This is a genomic window from Streptomyces sp. NBC_00386, from assembly GCF_036063235.1.
Taxonomy (GTDB): Bacteria; Actinomycetota; Actinomycetes; order Streptomycetales; family Streptomycetaceae; genus Streptomyces.
In genome coordinates this window covers 848,172-863,851 of sequence record NZ_CP107950.1, presented here as the reverse complement: position 1 = coordinate 863,851, position 15,680 = coordinate 848,172, and the positions used below count along the sequence as shown (strand labels likewise).

General features: G+C 71.0%; 17 protein-coding genes. 12 read left to right on the top strand and 5 right to left on the bottom strand.

Going from position 1 to position 15,680, the window contains the following annotated elements; genetic code table 11:
• The first annotated feature begins 17 nt into the window (after positions 1-17).
• On the top strand, positions 18-512 hold the full coding sequence (locus OG780_RS03585; protein WP_328444570.1) for a DUF4188 domain-containing protein: 495 nt from the start codon (positions 18-20) through the stop codon (positions 510-512).
• Between the two features lie 122 nt (positions 513-634).
• Here OG780_RS03585 and OG780_RS03580 read toward each other — a convergent pair whose 3' ends face one another.
• From OG780_RS03580 to OG780_RS03565, 4 genes are all read right to left on the bottom strand, one after another.
• Complete coding sequence (locus OG780_RS03580; RefSeq protein ID WP_328444568.1) at positions 635-1,354, bottom strand: hypothetical protein; 720 nt, start codon at positions 1,352-1,354, stop codon at positions 635-637.
• A gap of 495 nt (positions 1,355-1,849) precedes the next feature.
• Positions 1,850-2,518, bottom strand: coding sequence for an alpha/beta fold hydrolase (locus OG780_RS03575; RefSeq protein WP_328444566.1), 669 nt, complete (start codon positions 2,516-2,518; stop codon positions 1,850-1,852).
• 23 nt (positions 2,519-2,541) lie between these two features.
• Positions 2,542-3,123 (bottom strand): hypothetical protein, encoded by a 582-nt coding sequence (locus OG780_RS03570; protein WP_328444564.1) that lies wholly within the window; start codon positions 3,121-3,123, stop codon positions 2,542-2,544.
• 137 nt (positions 3,124-3,260) lie between these two features.
• Entirely contained in the window at positions 3,261-4,811 is a 1,551-nt protein-coding gene (locus OG780_RS03565; protein WP_328444562.1) for an FUSC family protein, read from the bottom strand.
• A gap of 171 nt (positions 4,812-4,982) precedes the next feature.
• Here OG780_RS03565 and OG780_RS03560 point away from each other — a divergent pair, with 171 nt between their 5' ends.
• Positions 4,983-5,513: a MarR family winged helix-turn-helix transcriptional regulator gene (locus OG780_RS03560; protein WP_328444560.1), complete on the top strand. Its 531-nt coding sequence runs from the start codon at positions 4,983-4,985 to the stop codon at positions 5,511-5,513.
• A gap of 11 nt (positions 5,514-5,524) precedes the next feature.
• Entirely contained in the window at positions 5,525-6,841 is a 1,317-nt protein-coding gene (locus tag OG780_RS03555) for an alpha-amylase family glycosyl hydrolase (RefSeq protein WP_328444558.1), read from the top strand.
• A 199-nt stretch (positions 6,842-7,040) separates the two neighbouring features.
• On the opposite strand, the gene OG780_RS03550 is transcribed toward OG780_RS03555, so the two are convergent.
• Positions 7,041-7,652, bottom strand: a complete 612-nt coding sequence (locus OG780_RS03550) for a helix-turn-helix domain-containing protein (protein WP_328444556.1) — start codon at positions 7,650-7,652, stop codon at positions 7,041-7,043.
• 444 nt (positions 7,653-8,096) lie between these two features.
• On the opposite strand from OG780_RS03550, the gene OG780_RS03545 reads away from it, so the two are divergent.
• The 9 genes from OG780_RS03545 (at position 8,097) to OG780_RS03505 (ending at position 15,649) form a co-directional block, all read left to right on the top strand.
• A complete protein-coding gene (locus tag OG780_RS03545) occupies positions 8,097-8,366 on the top strand; it encodes a phosphopantetheine-binding protein (RefSeq protein ID WP_328444554.1) in 270 nt (89 codons plus the stop codon).
• Positions 8,359-9,126 carry an SDR family NAD(P)-dependent oxidoreductase gene (locus tag OG780_RS03540; RefSeq protein ID WP_328444551.1) on the top strand — a complete coding sequence of 256 codons (768 nt, stop codon included), beginning with the start codon at positions 8,359-8,361 and terminating at the stop codon, positions 9,124-9,126. Before OG780_RS03545 ends, OG780_RS03540 begins: the two co-directional genes overlap by 8 nt.
• 25 nt (positions 9,127-9,151) lie before the next feature.
• Positions 9,152-9,625 carry a MaoC family dehydratase gene (locus tag OG780_RS03535; RefSeq protein ID WP_328444549.1) on the top strand — a complete coding sequence of 158 codons (474 nt, stop codon included), beginning with the start codon at positions 9,152-9,154 and terminating at the stop codon, positions 9,623-9,625.
• Complete coding sequence (locus OG780_RS03530; protein WP_328444547.1) at positions 9,625-10,431, top strand: SDR family NAD(P)-dependent oxidoreductase; 807 nt, start codon at positions 9,625-9,627, stop codon at positions 10,429-10,431. The genes OG780_RS03535 and OG780_RS03530 overlap by 1 nt, the downstream gene beginning before the upstream one ends.
• Positions 10,421-11,713 (top strand): beta-ketoacyl synthase N-terminal-like domain-containing protein, encoded by a 1,293-nt coding sequence (locus OG780_RS03525; protein WP_328444544.1) that lies wholly within the window; start codon positions 10,421-10,423, stop codon positions 11,711-11,713. The genes OG780_RS03530 and OG780_RS03525 overlap by 11 nt, the downstream gene beginning before the upstream one ends.
• The gene (locus OG780_RS03520) at positions 11,710-13,023 is read left to right on the top strand and encodes a beta-ketoacyl-[acyl-carrier-protein] synthase family protein (RefSeq protein ID WP_328444542.1); all 1,314 of its coding nucleotides are present in this window, start codon (positions 11,710-11,712) and stop codon (positions 13,021-13,023) included. The genes OG780_RS03525 and OG780_RS03520 overlap by 4 nt, the downstream gene beginning before the upstream one ends.
• Before the next feature lie 5 nt (positions 13,024-13,028).
• Entirely contained in the window at positions 13,029-13,742 is a 714-nt protein-coding gene (locus OG780_RS03515; RefSeq protein WP_328457861.1) for an alpha/beta hydrolase, read from the top strand.
• Positions 13,743-13,855: 113 nt separating this feature from the next.
• The gene (locus tag OG780_RS03510; RefSeq protein WP_328444540.1) at positions 13,856-14,857 is read left to right on the top strand and encodes an ACP S-malonyltransferase; all 1,002 of its coding nucleotides are present in this window, start codon (positions 13,856-13,858) and stop codon (positions 14,855-14,857) included.
• Positions 14,858-15,418: 561 nt separating this feature from the next.
• The gene (locus tag OG780_RS03505; protein ID WP_326790655.1) at positions 15,419-15,649 is read left to right on the top strand and encodes a DUF397 domain-containing protein; all 231 of its coding nucleotides are present in this window, start codon (positions 15,419-15,421) and stop codon (positions 15,647-15,649) included.
• Positions 15,650-15,680 lie beyond the last annotated feature (31 nt).

The window sequence follows — 15,680 nt, the reverse complement described above, 5'->3', positions numbered from 1 at the left end:
CGAGAACGGGGAATCTCATGGGTAATGCACCGACATCTGGGCGACGGGTCACGGCCGCCGCCGAGGGAGACGTGGTCGTCTTCCTCATCGGCATGCGCATCAACCGCTGGCGGGCCGTCCGTCACTGGCTGCCGGCCCTGACGGCGATGCCGCGCATGCTGAAGGAGCTCACGCAGGACAGCGACAGCGGGCTGCTGGGCCACCGGAGTCTGAGTGGCGGTCCGCGCGTGTTCACCGTCGCGCAGTACTGGGAGTCGCGCGAGAAGCTGCTCGCCTATGCCTCCGACCAGGCGGGGGAGCATCGCCCCGCGTGGGCGGCGTTCAACCGCCGTCTGCGCAGCAGCAAGGGCAGCGTGGGGGTCTGGCACGAGACGTACATCGTCCCGGCGGGTTCGTACGAGTCGATCTACGTCGACATGCCGCCGACCGGTCTGGCCGCGGCGTGGGGGGTCGAGCCTGTGGAACGACGCGGGGAGCGAGCGGCGCAGCGGCTGGAGAGTCGGGCGTCTTGAGTGAACCGGTGCCGAGCCGGAGCTGGAGCCGGAGTCGGAGCTGGCGACAGGCATTCGGCGTCAGGCACGAGCGCTGGACCGCCATGCCTGGGTCAGTCCCGTCCGAGTCGGTTCCGCCAGGGTCAGTCCCGTCCCGGGTGGATCCAGATCCGCAACGGGCCGATCGGTTCGAAGCCGTGACGCATGGCGGCGGCCAGGTCGTCGCCATGCTCGTAGCCGACCACGGGCAGGCCGGGAAACAGCGAGTGAACCGTGTTCAGCAGGTCCGGCCAGGCCGCGTCCGGACCACCGCCGTGTGCGAAGACGTTGGAGATTCCGACCACCTGGTCACTGTGGCTCGCCACCGCTCCGGAGACCACGCGACCGTCGGCGGAGCGCCCGGCGAGCACGAAGGTGGCCGGATCGTCGAGAAGCTCGGGACGGAACAGATCCGCGTCGCCGCTCCCGCCGGCCCAGGCCAGTGCCCAGTCGCGCAACGCCTCCGGGGCACCTGCCACCTCCCAGGTGAGGTCCGGGGGTCCGGCGGGCTTCATCGCCGGGCGGCGGATCCACCGCGCGTCGAACAGGACCTGAAAGCCGTCCCCCGTCAGGTCCAGGTCGGCGAAGCTGTCCTTGACCGAGGCGCCGGGTACGACGGTGTCGATCCGAGCCGACAGCGCGGTCGGGTTCGCGCCGGGCACCAGCGTCACCGCGTCCGGGTAGTACAGCGGAGTACGGACCGGGGCGGCCCACGCCTGCTCCCTGAACTCGCCCTCCACACCGTGCGACCGGCTCATCGCCGCGCACCACTCGGCGTTGTTGCGGGCGGCGGCACGGACCATGGACGAGGTCGACGTCTTCATGACTGGGGATCATGACATGTCCTGCCGGGCGACACCCCGGATCCGTCCCTCCGGCGGACACCTCGCCCGGAGGGCGTTGGAGAGCGGTGGAGGGGGTGAGGGCCCGAGACCGGGCAGGGATTCGGGCCCTCACGTCGCGCATCCGTCGGGGGCGTTTGCGCGCTGTCCACTTCAACGAGCTTCGTCTCCGGGGGATACGTTTCCTTCGCGGCCGGGCCCGTTCCGGCGGTCCAGCGGCACGCCCCGACGGGACGGACGCGCGAACCCGCCGACCACGGCCACGCATTTACCGCGACGGCCCGGCTGCCGCGACCGCCCGGCTACGCCGGCCGTACGACCCGGTGCCCCGGTGTCCACCACGAAGTCCGGTCCGCCTTCCGGCCGAAGGTGATCGAAGTCACAGGAGGTCGGTGTGCTCCACGAACGGCCCCAACTACCCTCGTGGGCACGCCTGTTGTCCAACCGGCCGGGCAACAAGGGAAGTCGGGGAACGCCTCACGGCAGCCGCTCGACCAGTCTGTCGACGAGCGGCGACGGGTGTGACAGCGCGGCCAGGTGTCCGCCGGGAATGGTCTCGGCCTCGATTCCGAGGCGGTCGCGGGCCACTCGGCGCTGGAAGTCCACCGGGAAGAACCGGTCCCCGGTCGCGGCCAGCACCCGTGTGGTGGTGTCGGGCCATCGCTCGATGTCGCAGGGCTGGTTGAAGGCGATGTCGGCCTCCGGCTGCTCATGGCCCGCCCCGGCGGCGGCGACCTCGGCCGGGACGTCGTGCAGGAAGTAGGTGTCCAGGTCGAATTCGGCGCCGTATCCGCCCGCTTCGGCGGCGGCGAGGCGGGCCGGTTCCGAACCGGTGTTGCCCCACCACTGTCCGGGTGTCTCGCCCGGCAGCGGCACCATCGCGTTGACGAGCACCAGCAGTCCGACCGGAACACGGGTACAGACCATCGGCGCCGTGAAACCGCCCATCGACTGCGCGACCAGCACCGTATCGGTGCGATCGCCGATCACCCCGGCCACGGCGTCGGTGTACTCGGGCAGTCCCGAGGACTCGTCGGCGCCCGGCAGGTCGACCGCGACCGCCTCGTGCCCCCTCGACCGCAACTCGGACACCACACGATGCCAGAACCAGGCCGAACCCCCGGCCCCGGGAACCAAAACAAACACGCTCGCCCTCGCTTCCGTCCGCTTCACCCTGACGACGTAGACCGCCGGGAGCGACGAAAGTCATCGGTGGCGGTGACGACCTGGCAGCCTTCCTGATCGATGTTCCAGCCGGACGGCAGGGCTTCGTCGCAGAACACGCAGACGAAGTCGTCCTCGCGCACGACATTGACCTGTTGGCACGACACGCAACGCCGGAACACCACCTGGTGGGTGAACCCGTCGGGAGGTTCGAACCCGGCCCGGTCCAGGGCGTCCGCGACGGCCGGCCACGAGTCGACGTCCGGGCAGTATCCGGTCGACTGGTTGCTGACCTCGTCGACGACCCAGCGCCCGCACTCCTCACGGAAGCTCACCTCGCCTGCGCTGAGCACCGATTCTCCGCCCGCGCACACCACGTGCTCACTGCGGCGCGGTGCCAAGCGGAGCGCTCCTTCGATGTCGACCACGAAGGTGAAGGGCTCGGCCCGCTCCTCGACGCCGCGGGCGGACAGCCACCGGGTGAAGTCCGAGGCCGAACGGATGCGGGCACCCTCTTTGCCCGGCCGGACGAGACCCCTGAGTTCAGTGGGCCCGACATAACGGTAACCGGGGCGCGGCGCGTGCATGCAGGCCAAGGTAGACGAAATCCACGGCGCCGGCTGTCCCGTACGCCGTCGACTGTCCCGTACGGCACCCGGTCCCGAACCGCGTCGGTCAGGACCGTTTTCCATGCGTCCGGCTTCGACCGCCGCGCGCTTCGCCGTCAGCCGGTCGCGGTCGCCGTCGCGTCGGATGTGAGGACCGGCGGCGGACCGAACAGCGTGCTGAGGACGTCGAGTTGGGCGTCGATTGCCTCAAGGGCGGTGAGGACGGCGGGGACGGAACCGTCGACGGGAGCCGTTGCCCCGGGTGCTCGCGACAGCTCCTGGGGGGCCGCTTCCGCGGCGGCGGGCGGGGCCGGGCGCCGTCCGATCGCCCGGCGTACGGTGAGCGCGTGCGCCGCGACCCGAGCGCGCCGCTGTGCCACGGCGGGGTCGGCGGTCAGCGTGTCCGGTGCCGACCCGGCGGCGTCGGTGAGGTCGTCGACGGGGTCGGCGCAGCGCCGCAGTGCCGTCACGGACCGGAGCGTGAAGCGGTCCGGGTGCCACCGCGCGGACACGGCCCGGGGGACGGGCGCAGCGGCCAGGATCCGCATCGGAGCCGTCACGATCGCCAACTGCTCCACCCGGTAGGCGAATCGGGCCTGCGCCAGGCGGACGGCCCGGCCCTCGCGCCAGTCCGACTCCAGCAATTCGCCCAGACTAGACAGCGCGGCCGCGGTCCGGGCCCGTATCACCGCCTCGGTCCGGATCGGCAGCACGAGCCAGGAAGCCGCGATGCCGAGAACCGCGCCGACCGCGATCCCGGCCAGCCGGGTGTGCAGCAGGTCGCCGGGACTCTGCCCGAACCAGTCGTAGAGCAGCGAGAGTACGGCGGTGACGCAGCCCGCCCAGTACGCGTAGCTGAGTTCACGCAGCCATGTGGCCACGGCGAGCACGACGAAGATGACGACGACCGCGGTGTTCGACCGCGGTCCGAACTCTCCGGAGACGGCGGTGGCCACCACCGTGCCGGCCGCGGCGCCGAGCGTGCGCCAGGCCCCTTTGACCAGGACGTCGCCGCGGCTGCGCGCGCCGCTGCACACCAGGAACGCCGTGAGGACCACCCAGGCCCAGTGATCCGGCCACAGGTTCCGGCCGATCGCGAACGCGGCGGTGAGCGCCGCCGCCATCTGCAGGGCCATCCGGGTGCTCGCGGTCAGGCGGCGGCGCTGGGCGCGGGGCGCCGTGGTCACCTTGGCGGATGGCGGCCGTGGTACGAGACCGGTGCGCTGTGCCGTCCACGTCACCACGGTTCCCCAGGCGACCGCCGCCAGCGCGGTCACCGCCGCCCAGGCGGTGTGCTCGTGCCCGTCGGCGGGAACCGCCCCGGCGGGCACCACCAGGACCGCTATCAGCGGAAGAACGACGAGCGTGCCCGCTCGCGTGGCGCGGGCACCGAACCGGCGCACCCAGATCGCCCCCGCGACCCCCACGACGAACGCCGCGTCACCCGCGAGGGGGTGCTGCTGGATCAGGGTGCTCAGCTCCGTGCCCGCCGCAGCCGCGCAGGGCAGCACGACGCAGGCCGACAGCCGGTCCGTCCGGTCGAAGAGGCGTTGCACGCGACCGAGCGCCGAGGCGATCACCACCGCCTGCACCACACTGTCCACGCGCAGTCCCGCCTCGTGCTCGACGAGCAGGGCCCAGCCGTACGTGCCCAGGACCGTCGCCATGGCAACGGCCGTCGTCCGCAGGTGTGTCCCTCGCGGATCGAAGTGCAGCGCACGACGCGTCGACCTCATAAAGCTACGCAACACGTAGGATCACCGCCAAGAGAACCGCTGGAACCAGCCATCTGGAGACTCACCCTCGAGCGGTATCGTAAGTGATACCTTAGCAATGTGATGGGAGAGCGAACAGACCACGAGGACGCGGAACGCGTCGGGGCCGAGCGTGAGGCGGAGCGGGCCGGGTCCGAGCGGCGGGACGGCCGGGCCTCCGCCGAGATCCGGCAGGGCGTTATCCGGCTCGCCCGCAGGCTGAGCGCGGAGCGTCCCGCGGACGGGCTCAGCCTCAACAAGAGCAGTGTCCTCGGCCACCTGCGCCGCAACGGCCCGATGTCGGCCGGTGCGCTGGCCGCCGCCGACCATCAGCAGCCGCAGTCCCTGACACGGGTCTTCGCGGACCTCGAACAGGAAGGTCTGATCAGCCGGACGCGCGACGCGCAGGACGGGCGACAGCGTGTGGTGGAGCTGACCGAAGCGGGCCGTGCGGCCCTCGCCGGCGACATGGCGCAGCGCGATGCCTGGCTCGAAGTCGCCCTCGTCGATCTCACCGAGACGGAGCGTCAGGTCCTCCTGCTCGCCGCCCGCCTGATGAACCGCCTCGCCGACTCCCCGGCCGCCGTGCCCGGCTCCATGACCCGACCCCACTGACGGAGGCTCCCGTGTCCTGGCCCGACCACGCCATCTGGTGGCATGTCCACCCCTTGAGTTTCCTCGGCGCGGAGGCGGACGCCCTGCCCGCCGGCGCGCCCGTGCGGCACCGGCTGCCGGTCCTCGCCGACTGGCTGGACCACCTGGTCGGGCTCGGCTGCAACGGCCTCGCCCTCGGGCCGGTCTTCGCCGCCGAGACCCACGGCTACGACACGACCGACCACTTCCGCGTCGATCCCCGACTGGGCACCGAGGCCGATCTGGCCGAACTGATCGACCGTGCCGCGTCGCGTGGGGTCCGTGTCCTGCTCGACGGCGTCTTCAACCACGTCGGAAGGTCCTTCGCGCCCTTCGCCGACGTGGCCCGGCACGGTACCGTCTCCCCGTACGCGGACTGGTTCGTCCCCGAGGGCGACGACTTCCGGACCTTCGAGGGGCATCGTCATCTCGTCACACTGAACCACGCGTCCCCCGCGGTCGCGGACCATGTCGTCGAGGTCCTCGGCCACTGGCTCGACCGGGGCGTCGCCGGCTGGCGGCTCGACGCGGCCTACGCGGTTCCGCGGCCCTTCTGGCGGACCGTCACGGACCGGGTCAGGTCGCGTCACCCCGGCGCGTGGTTCAGCGGTGAGGTGATCCACGGCGACTACGCGGCGTACGTCGTCGAGGGCGGACTCGACACCGTGACGCAGTACGAACTGTGGAAGGCGGTCTGGAGTTCGCTCAACGACCGCAATCCGCACGAACTGGCCTGGGCGCTCAAGCGTCACAACGCCATGCTCGACACCTTCGCGCCGCAGACGTTCGTCGGCAACCACGACGTCACCCGAGTCGCCAGCCGGCTGGAGGAACCTGGTCACCTGGCGCACGCGCTCGCCGTGCTCTTCACCGTCGGGGGGACACCGTCCGTCTACGCGGGAGACGAACGGGCCCGCAAGGGCGTCAAGGAAGACCGCGTGGGCGGGGACGACGCCATCCGTCCCGCGTTTCCCGCCTCCCCGTCGGATCTCGGCGCCGACGGACTGGCCGTGCAGCGACTGCACCAGACCCTGGTGGGCGTGCGTCGCCGCCACCCCTGGCTGGTACGTGCCCAGACCCGGGTCCACACCCTCGACAACACCGTCCTCAGCTACACCCTGGCGGCACCCGACGCCGGCTCCACTCTCGCGGTCGCCCTCAACTTCGGCCCCGCTCCGGCCACCGCCGGCATTCCGGCCGCCGTGTGGACGCCGGTCGCGGGCGACGCGTCCGTCGATTCCGCCACGGGTACCGTGTCGCTTCCCGCGACGGGCTGGTTCATCGCCACGACATCGGGAATCCACAACTGATCCCGGGCCGGCCGGCGCTGATTTTCCGGCAGCGGCCATGGCGAGGAATCAATGGTGGTGCGCCCGTCACGGCATCAGGGCGCACAGAAAACCGCCGACGTTTCAAGTCTGTCCTGCCGGAAATCGTTTCAGCCGCGTTGGTGACCCGGCGATTTCATATCGTTGAAACGCTCGCGCAAGTCGATTTCGGACACCTGCATCACGCGGCATCCGCACCGAATGCGCGAGCCCATGCATTGCGCCAGAGCGTGAGCCGGCGCCCACGTTGTCCGCATGCCTGGACATAGGCGACGAGCAGTTCCTCCGACGGCATGCGAAAACCGGCCAGAATGTCGGCGACCGTACTGCGCGGCAATGGTCCGGCGCCGAGGTCGCGGGCCTTCTTCTCCATTTCGCGCAGCGACGGCTGGCCGGCGGCGAGCCGTGCCTGATGCATCGCTTCGAGGAGATGGGCCGGGTGGTACACGAGTTCCAGTTTCCGTTCGCCGCGTGGCGTGGGCGCGACCTCGCGGCCGTCGGGAGTGTGGCCGGATTGCCGCGCAGCCTGCTCCCAGCGCATTCGGGCCTCGCGCCGCGTTGCCCCGCAGACCTGCGCATACGCTTCCACGACATGGCGGCGGGGCAGGAAGGTGCCGCGGTCGGCCCGGGACAGGGTGACGGCGGAACAGGCGGGATCCGCGATCCGCAGACTCTCCGTCCGCTCCGCCATCTGCCGGTAGGTGAGCCCGGATCGCTGGCGCAGTGAGCGTAGCCATTGAGCCAGTTCATAACACTGCGCGGATTGCGGGATGGGTGTTCTGCTCCGCCCCACCACTGCCCCCTGGATGTCGAGACTGCCGGACGCGTGACGCGTTCGATGGTATGTCGATCGACGACGCCCACTGATTCGGTCGATGCCGGGGCCCGGACGGTGCGTACCACTAGGAGGGCCCGTTTTTGTCTTTACTTGGGCTCACATAGATCGACGCTATGGATGGCCTCGATGAAGAGTCAAGGAGGCTTTAACTTACTTTACTCTGCATGGGGATCCCTTTCCTTTCGGTGGATCTTTGGTTCATTTTGTCCGGGAAGTGGAGTGATGGGATCCGTGCGCCCACATGGGGTTTTGTTCGAGCGTCGGCCGAGCGGCCCAGTGGGTGTCCCGAATCCTGCTGCATAACGGCCTTGCTGGCTCATTCACCGCTCTGCTGACATGGATTTGCCCGGTCGGAGGTGCCGGCCGGTCCTGCCCCTGCCAAATCTGCGGAGGAATGCGATGACCACCGTGTCCCATGCTGCCCAGGCCGAAATCATCGAGTTGCTCAAGGAGGTCAAGCCGGGCATAGCCGACCAGGAGATCGAGCCCGGACACTCCGTGGTCGAGGACCTGGGCCTCGACTCGCTGGACCTGCTCCAGCTCGCCCGCCGCATCAACCGCCGCTTCGGCGTCGAGTTCGACCTCGACCAGTGGAACGCCGAAGCCGACGAGCACCACCGCAGCATCGCCTCGATCGTGGCCGTCGTGGCCGCCGGCGATCGTGCCTGAGCCGGCTGCGGCCCCCCGCGTCGCCCTCGTCACGGGCGGTTCACGGGGGATCGGCGCCGCCGTCTCGTACCGCCTCGCCGCCGACGGACACACCGTGCACCTCGTCTGCCGCAGTGCCCTGGACGCCGGACGCCGTGTGGTGAAGGAGATCGAGGCCGCAGGCGGCCGCGCGGTCCTGCACCAGGCGGACATCGGCGACGAGGCCGACGTCGAGGGCCTGGTCGAGCGGGTGACCACCCAGGAGGGCGCACTGCACGTACTGGTCAACAACGCGGCCGTGATCGACGACCAGCTCCTCGCGGTGACCCGCACCGACCGCTGGGAGAACGTTCTGCGGACCAATCTCACCGGTCCCTTCCTCACCAGCAGGGCGGTTCTGCCGACGATGCTGGACCAGGGCTGGGGGCGGATCATCAACATCTCCTCCAACTCCGCGCGCACCCCGGGACCGGGGCAGAGCGCCTACGCGGCGTCCAAGGGCGGCCTCGAAGCCCTCACCCGCGCCCTGGCCGTGGAGGTCGGACGCAAAGGCATCCGGGTCAACTGCGTGGCGCCCGGCAAGGTCCGCACCGAGATGACCGCGGCCGTCGCCGACCAGCTCGGCCCGGACGGCGACGGCACCCGCTGGGGGCTGCCCGAGGACATCAGCGGACTCATCGCCTTCCTCGCCCGTGACGAGGCGGACTACATCCAGGGCCAGACGTTCACGGTGGACGGCGGCCGCATGGTCATGCGCAGCCCGGGCCGGCGATCCCGGTGAACCGGCGGAGAACGGAGGAACAGCCGTGGGGGCTGTGAAGTACTGGGAGGACCTGGCGCACGCGCCGGTGCGCCGGTTCGGACCCGTGGTGTTCGGCGGCGCGCTCCTTGACCAACTCCTCGACCTGATGGGGGAGAAGCACCCGGTGCACGACAGCGACGACTTCGCCCGGGGCACGGACCGCCGGCGGCGCATCGTGCCCGGAGGCTTCATCCACTCCATCACCTCGGGCTGGGTGGTCCAGCACGGCTCCCCGGCTGCCATCGTCGGGATGCGGAGGCTGAGCTGGGACTTCGTCAGGCCGCTGTACCCCGACACCCCGTTCTGGTTCACCACCGCCACCGACCGGGCCGAGGAGATCGACGACCGGATCGGCCTGGTCGAGACCACACGCCGGGTGTTCGACGAGAACGACCGGACGTACGCCATCGGACGCATGAGCGTCGTACTGCTGCGGCACGCCACGCGGCGGACCGCGACGGCAGAAAGGGTTCAGTGATGGACAGTCAGTATCAGCCCCTCAAGGGGCGGGTGGCCCTGGTGACCGGCGGCTCCCGCGGCATCGGCGCGGGCATCACCCGCAAACTCGCGGCCTGGGGAGCCACCCTGGCCGTCAACTACGTCGACCGGGAGGGCCCGGCCAAGGAACTCGCCGAAGAACTCGGCGAGCAGGGTACGGAAGTGACACTGCACCGCGCCGATCTGAGCGAGCCCGCCGAGATCGAGAACCTGATCGCGGAGATCGGCGAGATCCACCAGGACCTCCACATCCTCGTCCAGAACGCTGCCGCCACCAAGTTCGCCCGGCTCGCGGAAGCCTCCCTAGGCGACTGGCAGTTCGTGCAGGACACCAACTCGCGGGCCACCTGGCTGCTCGCCAAGCACGCGCTTCCGCTGATGCGTGAGCGCGAGGGGGCCCGCTTCATCACGATCACCAACTCCACGACCACGCGCATCATCCCGCGCGCCGGACTGTTCGCCGCGGCCAAGGCGGGACTCGAGGCACTGACCGACTACCTCTCCTACGAGCTGGCGCCCTACGGCATCGTCGCCAACTGCGTACGTCCCGGGCTCGTCCAGACAGGGGTCTTCAAGGTCCGCCCCGACTTCGCCCACGGCGTCACCAAGGAACTGTCCGTCTCCCCGTGGCCGGGTGACCGCATGACCACGCCGGAGAACAGCGCGGACGTGGTCGCCCTGCTCTGCCTGGAAGAGGCGTCCTGGATCGCCGGACAGACCATCACGGTGGACGGTGGATACCGTCTGTGGGGCGGCATCAGCGGCGGAGGCCGACGTGCCGAATGAACGTGCCGGCCGGCAGGACCGTCCCGGCATCGTGGTCACCGGTATCGGCGTGATCTCCCCGGCGGGCATCGGCGCGGCCCGGCTGTGGGAGGCCATGGCGGCGGGCAAGACCTTCTTCGACACCGGCGGCCACGACGGGCCCGCCCCCGCGCTGCCGTGGCCGTCGGCCTCGGTCGACACCACGGAGATCACCTGGCCCGCCGGCCGTGACTGGGCCAACGCCGGCAAGTACGCCAACCAGTCGGCCCGTTGGGCCGTCGCCGTCGCGGGTCAGGCCCTGGAGCAGGCCGGGATCACCGGTGACACGGAGGACGTACGCGGCGGCACAGTGATGGCCGTCGGCAGCAGCAGCGACGAACTGAGCGACGTCATCCCGCAACTCGCCTCCCGCTTCCGCAACGACCCGAGGCCCCTCGCGAAATTCCTCCACGACGAGGTTCCCGACTACTCCTACATACGCGGCATCCCCTCGCAGCTGGGCCAGTTCGTCTCGATGGCCAGCGGATTCCGGGGCTCCAACGTCGCGGCCTACGGCGAGGCGGCGGCCGGCGGAACCGGCGCACTCGCCCTGGCCGTACGGCTGTTGGAGAGCGGCGAACTCGACCGGGTGCTCGTCGTGGGCGTCGGAGCGCCGCTGACGACCACCGCGATGGCCGCCTTCGACCAGGACGAGCCCCTCGGCACCCGCGCCACGGCCGGCGCCGGACCCTTCGACGCCGACAGGTCGGGAACCCTGCTCGGCCAGGGCGCCGCCGCCGTCCTCCTGGAGCGCGCCGACGCCGCGCGCGGCACGGCCCGCGCCCGGCTCGCCGGCTGCGAGGTGCTGGCAGCCGCCGACGTCACGGCCTCCGCCGAACTCGTCGTCGACACCGTACTCGCCGACGCGGACACCGCACCCACCGTCTGGTGGGCCCACGGCGCGGGCTCCGCCCGCCTCGACCGCGTGGAGACCCGGGCGGTACTGCCCCGCGCGGGCAGCCTGCCCGTCACCGGCTCGAAGGGCACCATCGGCAACGCCTTCGAATGCTCGGCGCTCATCGACACCGCACTGGTCGTGGAGAGCCTAGGACGCGGCGCGCTTCCTCCCGTGGGCCTGCTGCGCCGCCCCGACCCCGGACTCGGCGGTCTGGATCCGGTCATGGGGGAGACCCGCCCCCTGGGGCCGGCGCCGACAGCGCTGATCACGGCGTTCAACCAGGGACAGCACTCGACAGCGGCGGGAGCCCTGGTCCTCGCATCGACGCACGGGACCTCGGCCGACGACGGGAAGGCACGGACATGAGCGACGACATCGTCATCACCGGCATGGGGGTGATCACCCCCATCGGCGGGGACGTCGAGACGTTCTGGTCGGCCAACCTCGAAGGCCGCTCCGGAGTGGTCCGGGAAGAGCGGATGGACACCACCGGACTTCCCTGCGGCTGGACGGCAGGGCTGATCCCGGAGGACGTCAAGGCGAAGGTCGCCGCGGACTACGGCGCCCCCGACAGGTCCTGGGGCGACTCCCTCATGCTCGCCTCGGTGGACCAGGCGCTCGGCGACGCCCGTCTCGGCGAACTGCCCGCGCAGTCCGGTCCGGCCGCCCTGGTCTACGCGCGCGTGTGGCCGGGCCCCACCGGTTCGTTCCCACAGGACTACGTCACCCATATGGAAGACCTCGCCGAACGCTACGACAGGATCGGCAACGAACCCGCGGCCGTCCTCGAATCCCTGCGCGCCAGGCATCTCCCGCCCGAGACACGGGACTTGTCGGCGTATCCGACCGAGATCACCGAGCGCCTCGGGACCGCCGTCATCCCCGTACGACTGGAAGCCACCTGCTCCGGCGGTCTGCGCGCCATCGCCGAAGCCGCCCGGCTGCTGCGCTCGGGACGCGCGCGGTACGCGGTGGTGTCGGCGGCCGTCTCCCGCAACACACCGTACGTACTCTCCCAGTACGGCCAGCTCATGGCGCTCTCGCGCTGGAAGGGCGACCCCGCCCTGGCCTCCATGCCCTTCGACAGGCGCCGCACGGGCATGGTCATCAACGAGTCGGCGGGCGCGCTCGTCCTGGAGACGGCCGAGCACGCCGCCCGGCGCGGGATGACCCAGCCGTACGCCGTCATCGGTGGCTGGGGGCTCGCGGTGGACACCCGCCACATGACCGCTCCCAGCGTGGACATGATCGAACGGGTCATGCGGACCGCCCTCGAACAGGCCGGCACGCACCCGGACGACGTGGACGCCATCAACGCCCACGGCACCTCCACCCGCCTCAACGACGTCACCGAAGCCCGCGCGCTGCACCGGCTCTTCGGCGAACGGACGGCCGACCTCGATGTGAGCGCCGTCAAGTCACTGACCGGGCACGGCTCCGCGGCCTCCGGCGTGGTGGAGACCGCGGCGGCGGCCCTCACGATGTGCCGGGGGATCATCCCGCCCGTCACGACCTCCACCGAGCCCGACCCCGCCTGTGCCGTGCGCACCTCCCTCACCCCGGTACGGCGACCGGTCGCAACCGTGCTGAAGAACTCCTTCGGTTTCGGCGGCCAGTACGCGTCGATGCTCTTCCGCCGGCCGGCCACGCCACGGCCGGCACCCCAGCCGGTGTGAGCACGATGGACCGGCTGCAGTACGAGACGGCCGACCCCACCCGACCGCACCGCGGCACCGTCGTGTGGCTGCACGGCATCGGCCAGGCACCGGGCGACCTGATGGCCGTGACCCAGCGGTTCCGGCTCGCCGAGGCGGGAGTGCGCGGGGTGTTCCCGAGCGCGCCCGTCGCGGCTCCCAGCCTGCTGAGCGGGCTGGCGGTGCCCTGCTGGTTCCCGCAGAACCTCCTCACGCTCGACCGGATGGACGTCGAGGGCCTGCTGGCGGCGCACCGGCCGCTCTCGAAGCTGCTGGAGGCCGAGGCCGACCGGATCGATGCCGGGCGGATCGTGCTCGCGGGCTTCTCCCAGGGCGCCACGGTCGCCCTGACCATGGCCCTCACCTACACCCGACGGCTGGCGGGCGTGGCACTCTACGCGCCCTTCATGCCTCCCGATCTGCCCGCACTGCTTCCGACCGGCCGTCCGTCGCCCGCCAACAGCGGTCTGCCGGTCTGGATCGGCCACGGGGCACGGGACTGGGTCGTCCCCGAACGCAGCGGAGCCGGGCTGAGGGACCTGCTCACCAGCTGGGGACACCCTGTGACGTGGCAGCGCTACCCCGGCGGGCACGAACCGTTCGCCGGAGTACGGGCATCGCTTCCCGTCTACCTGAGTGACGTCCTGGACGTCCACGTGCCGCGGGTCCCCGGGGCGGGACCGGCGGCCCGCGCCCGCTGACCGGGGTTACCGGCACGCTCTCCTCGCACCGCCCGGACTTCCGGAACCGGTCTCCCCTCCCGGTTCCGGAAGTCCGGGCCACCCGCACGTCGACCGGAAAGGCGTCCGCACCGATGTCACAGGAGTCATCCCTGAGAACGGCTCAGCGTCCGGAGACCGTGCCGTTCGGCGTCGGCCTGCTCTTCCCCGGTCAGGGAGCCCAGCGCCCCGGCATGGGTGAGCCCTGGCGCGACACCCCGCACTGGAAGGTCGTCACGCGTCTCTCCGAGGTCTGCGGACGGGATCTCGGCCGACTGCTGCTCGACGCCGGAGCCGAGCAGCTGACGCGTACCGACACCGCCCAACTCGCCACCTTCACGCTGGAGATGGTGGTGCTCGACGCGCTGCGCACGGCGGTGGGCGACCTGCGGCCCGCGGTGTGTGCCGGACACAGCCTCGGCGAGTACGCAGCCCTGACCGCCGCCGGGGTGCTCGACGCGGAGGACGCCGTGCGACTGGTCGACGAGCGCGGGGCCGCCATGGAAGAAGCCCACCGGCTCAAGCCCGGCACCATGGCGGTACTCCTGGGCACCGACATCGTGCCCAGAACGCGGAGACTCGCCGCCAGAATGCGTGCCGCCCGCCGGGCTCAGGTGTGGGTCGCCAACATCAACGGCGCCGAACAGGTCGTGATCTCCGGCACCGTCGAAGCGGTGGCGGCGCTGGCCGACGAGGCCGCGCGCGACGGCGCCCGCGCCGTCCGTATCCCGGTCGGCGGCGCGTTCCACACCCCCTTGATGGCTCCGGCCGTCCCCCGCCTGGCCGAAGCCGTCGACCGCACTCACCTTCACCCCGCGCGCTGCTCGGTGATCGCGAACGTCGACGCCCGCGCTCACCTCCACGATCAGGAACGATGGCGGGCGATGATGCTCCGTCAGCTCGTCATGCCCGTGCGCTGGGCCGGTTCCATGCGCACGCTCGCAGCCACGGGCCGCGGCCGTCTCCGCCTCATCGAGGTCGGCCCCGGCACCACACTCGCCAACCTCGCCCGCAGGGCCCTGCCCGACGAGGTCCCGGTCCGTTCCGTCGCCACTCCGGCACAGGTGGAAGCCCTCGCCACCGAGTGGTGGCGGTGACCGACGCGACCTGACGCGCGCGGACCGACGCCTGCGACGACATCCTCCGTGCCGACAACGTCCGCGACAGGAAGGGGAGTTCGGGTCGTTGTGCGGTGGCGCGAGGATCACCAGACCTGTCCGTGAGGGGGAAGGTCATGGCAGACTGCTCGGCGTCCAGGGGGTCGATGAGGCGTGAGACGTGAGCCCACCGCGGTCTGCTCCGACCGTTCGCGATGCGGTGCTGGCCGTACGACCGCGCCGTCCGTGATGGATGAGCGGCCGAACCTCCGCGTCTTACAGGTGAGCCGGGCTTGCGTCGCACTGCCGCGCCCGAGACGGTCCGGGTCCCTCTCCCGCCTACCGCCCCCGGATCTCCCGGACACCGTCGGCATCACACCGGCCTCGACAGTGCCGGTACGGCGAGGACCGGGAGCGAGTCGCCCTGTGCGGCGCGGAGTCTCGTCGCACCGCGACGAAGTCCGCCTGCACCGCGCGCTGTCCGGCCGGACGACTGCCCAAGCCATGCCCACACGACGTACCAGGGAGCTCCTGGTGGACGTCCGCAAGGAGACAGAGACGATGAAGCACGCCGTGAACGCAGCCGAAGAGCTGGGAACCCAAGGGTGGAGCAAACCCTGGAGCGCCGGCAGCGACGGCGGCTGCGTCGAGATCAAGAAGCTCGGCGGCGGCATCGTGGCGGTCAGGCAGGCGACGGACCCGGACGGTCCCGCCCTCATCTGTGCCTCGTCGGTCATCGCCGAGTTCGTCGGCGGTGCCAAGGAGGGCCGAGCGGACTTCCTCGTCGTCTGACACACGTCCCTCGGACGGCAGTGCCCGGCCA

Coding starts and splice junctions, on each gene's coding strand:
- OG780_RS03585 (WP_328444570.1), top strand. CDS start 18: ATGGGTAATGCACCGACATCTGGGCGACGGGTCACGGCCGCCGCCGAG.
- OG780_RS03580 (WP_328444568.1), bottom strand. CDS start 1,354: ATGAAGACGTCGACCTCGTCCATGGTCCGTGCCGCCGCCCGCAACAAC.
- OG780_RS03570 (WP_328444564.1), bottom strand. CDS start 3,123: ATGCACGCGCCGCGCCCCGGTTACCGTTATGTCGGGCCCACTGAACTC.
- OG780_RS03565 (WP_328444562.1), bottom strand. CDS start 4,811: ATGGCGACGGTCCTGGGCACGTACGGCTGGGCCCTGCTCGTCGAGCAC.
- OG780_RS03560 (WP_328444560.1), top strand. CDS start 4,983: ATGGGAGAGCGAACAGACCACGAGGACGCGGAACGCGTCGGGGCCGAG.
- OG780_RS03545 (WP_328444554.1), top strand. CDS start 8,097: ATGACCACCGTGTCCCATGCTGCCCAGGCCGAAATCATCGAGTTGCTC.
- OG780_RS03530 (WP_328444547.1), top strand. CDS start 9,625: ATGGACAGTCAGTATCAGCCCCTCAAGGGGCGGGTGGCCCTGGTGACC.
- OG780_RS03520 (WP_328444542.1), top strand. CDS start 11,710: ATGAGCGACGACATCGTCATCACCGGCATGGGGGTGATCACCCCCATC.
- OG780_RS03515 (WP_328457861.1), top strand. CDS start 13,029: ATGGACCGGCTGCAGTACGAGACGGCCGACCCCACCCGACCGCACCGC.
- OG780_RS03510 (WP_328444540.1), top strand. CDS start 13,856: ATGTCACAGGAGTCATCCCTGAGAACGGCTCAGCGTCCGGAGACCGTG.
- OG780_RS03505 (WP_326790655.1), top strand. CDS start 15,419: ATGAAGCACGCCGTGAACGCAGCCGAAGAGCTGGGAACCCAAGGGTGG.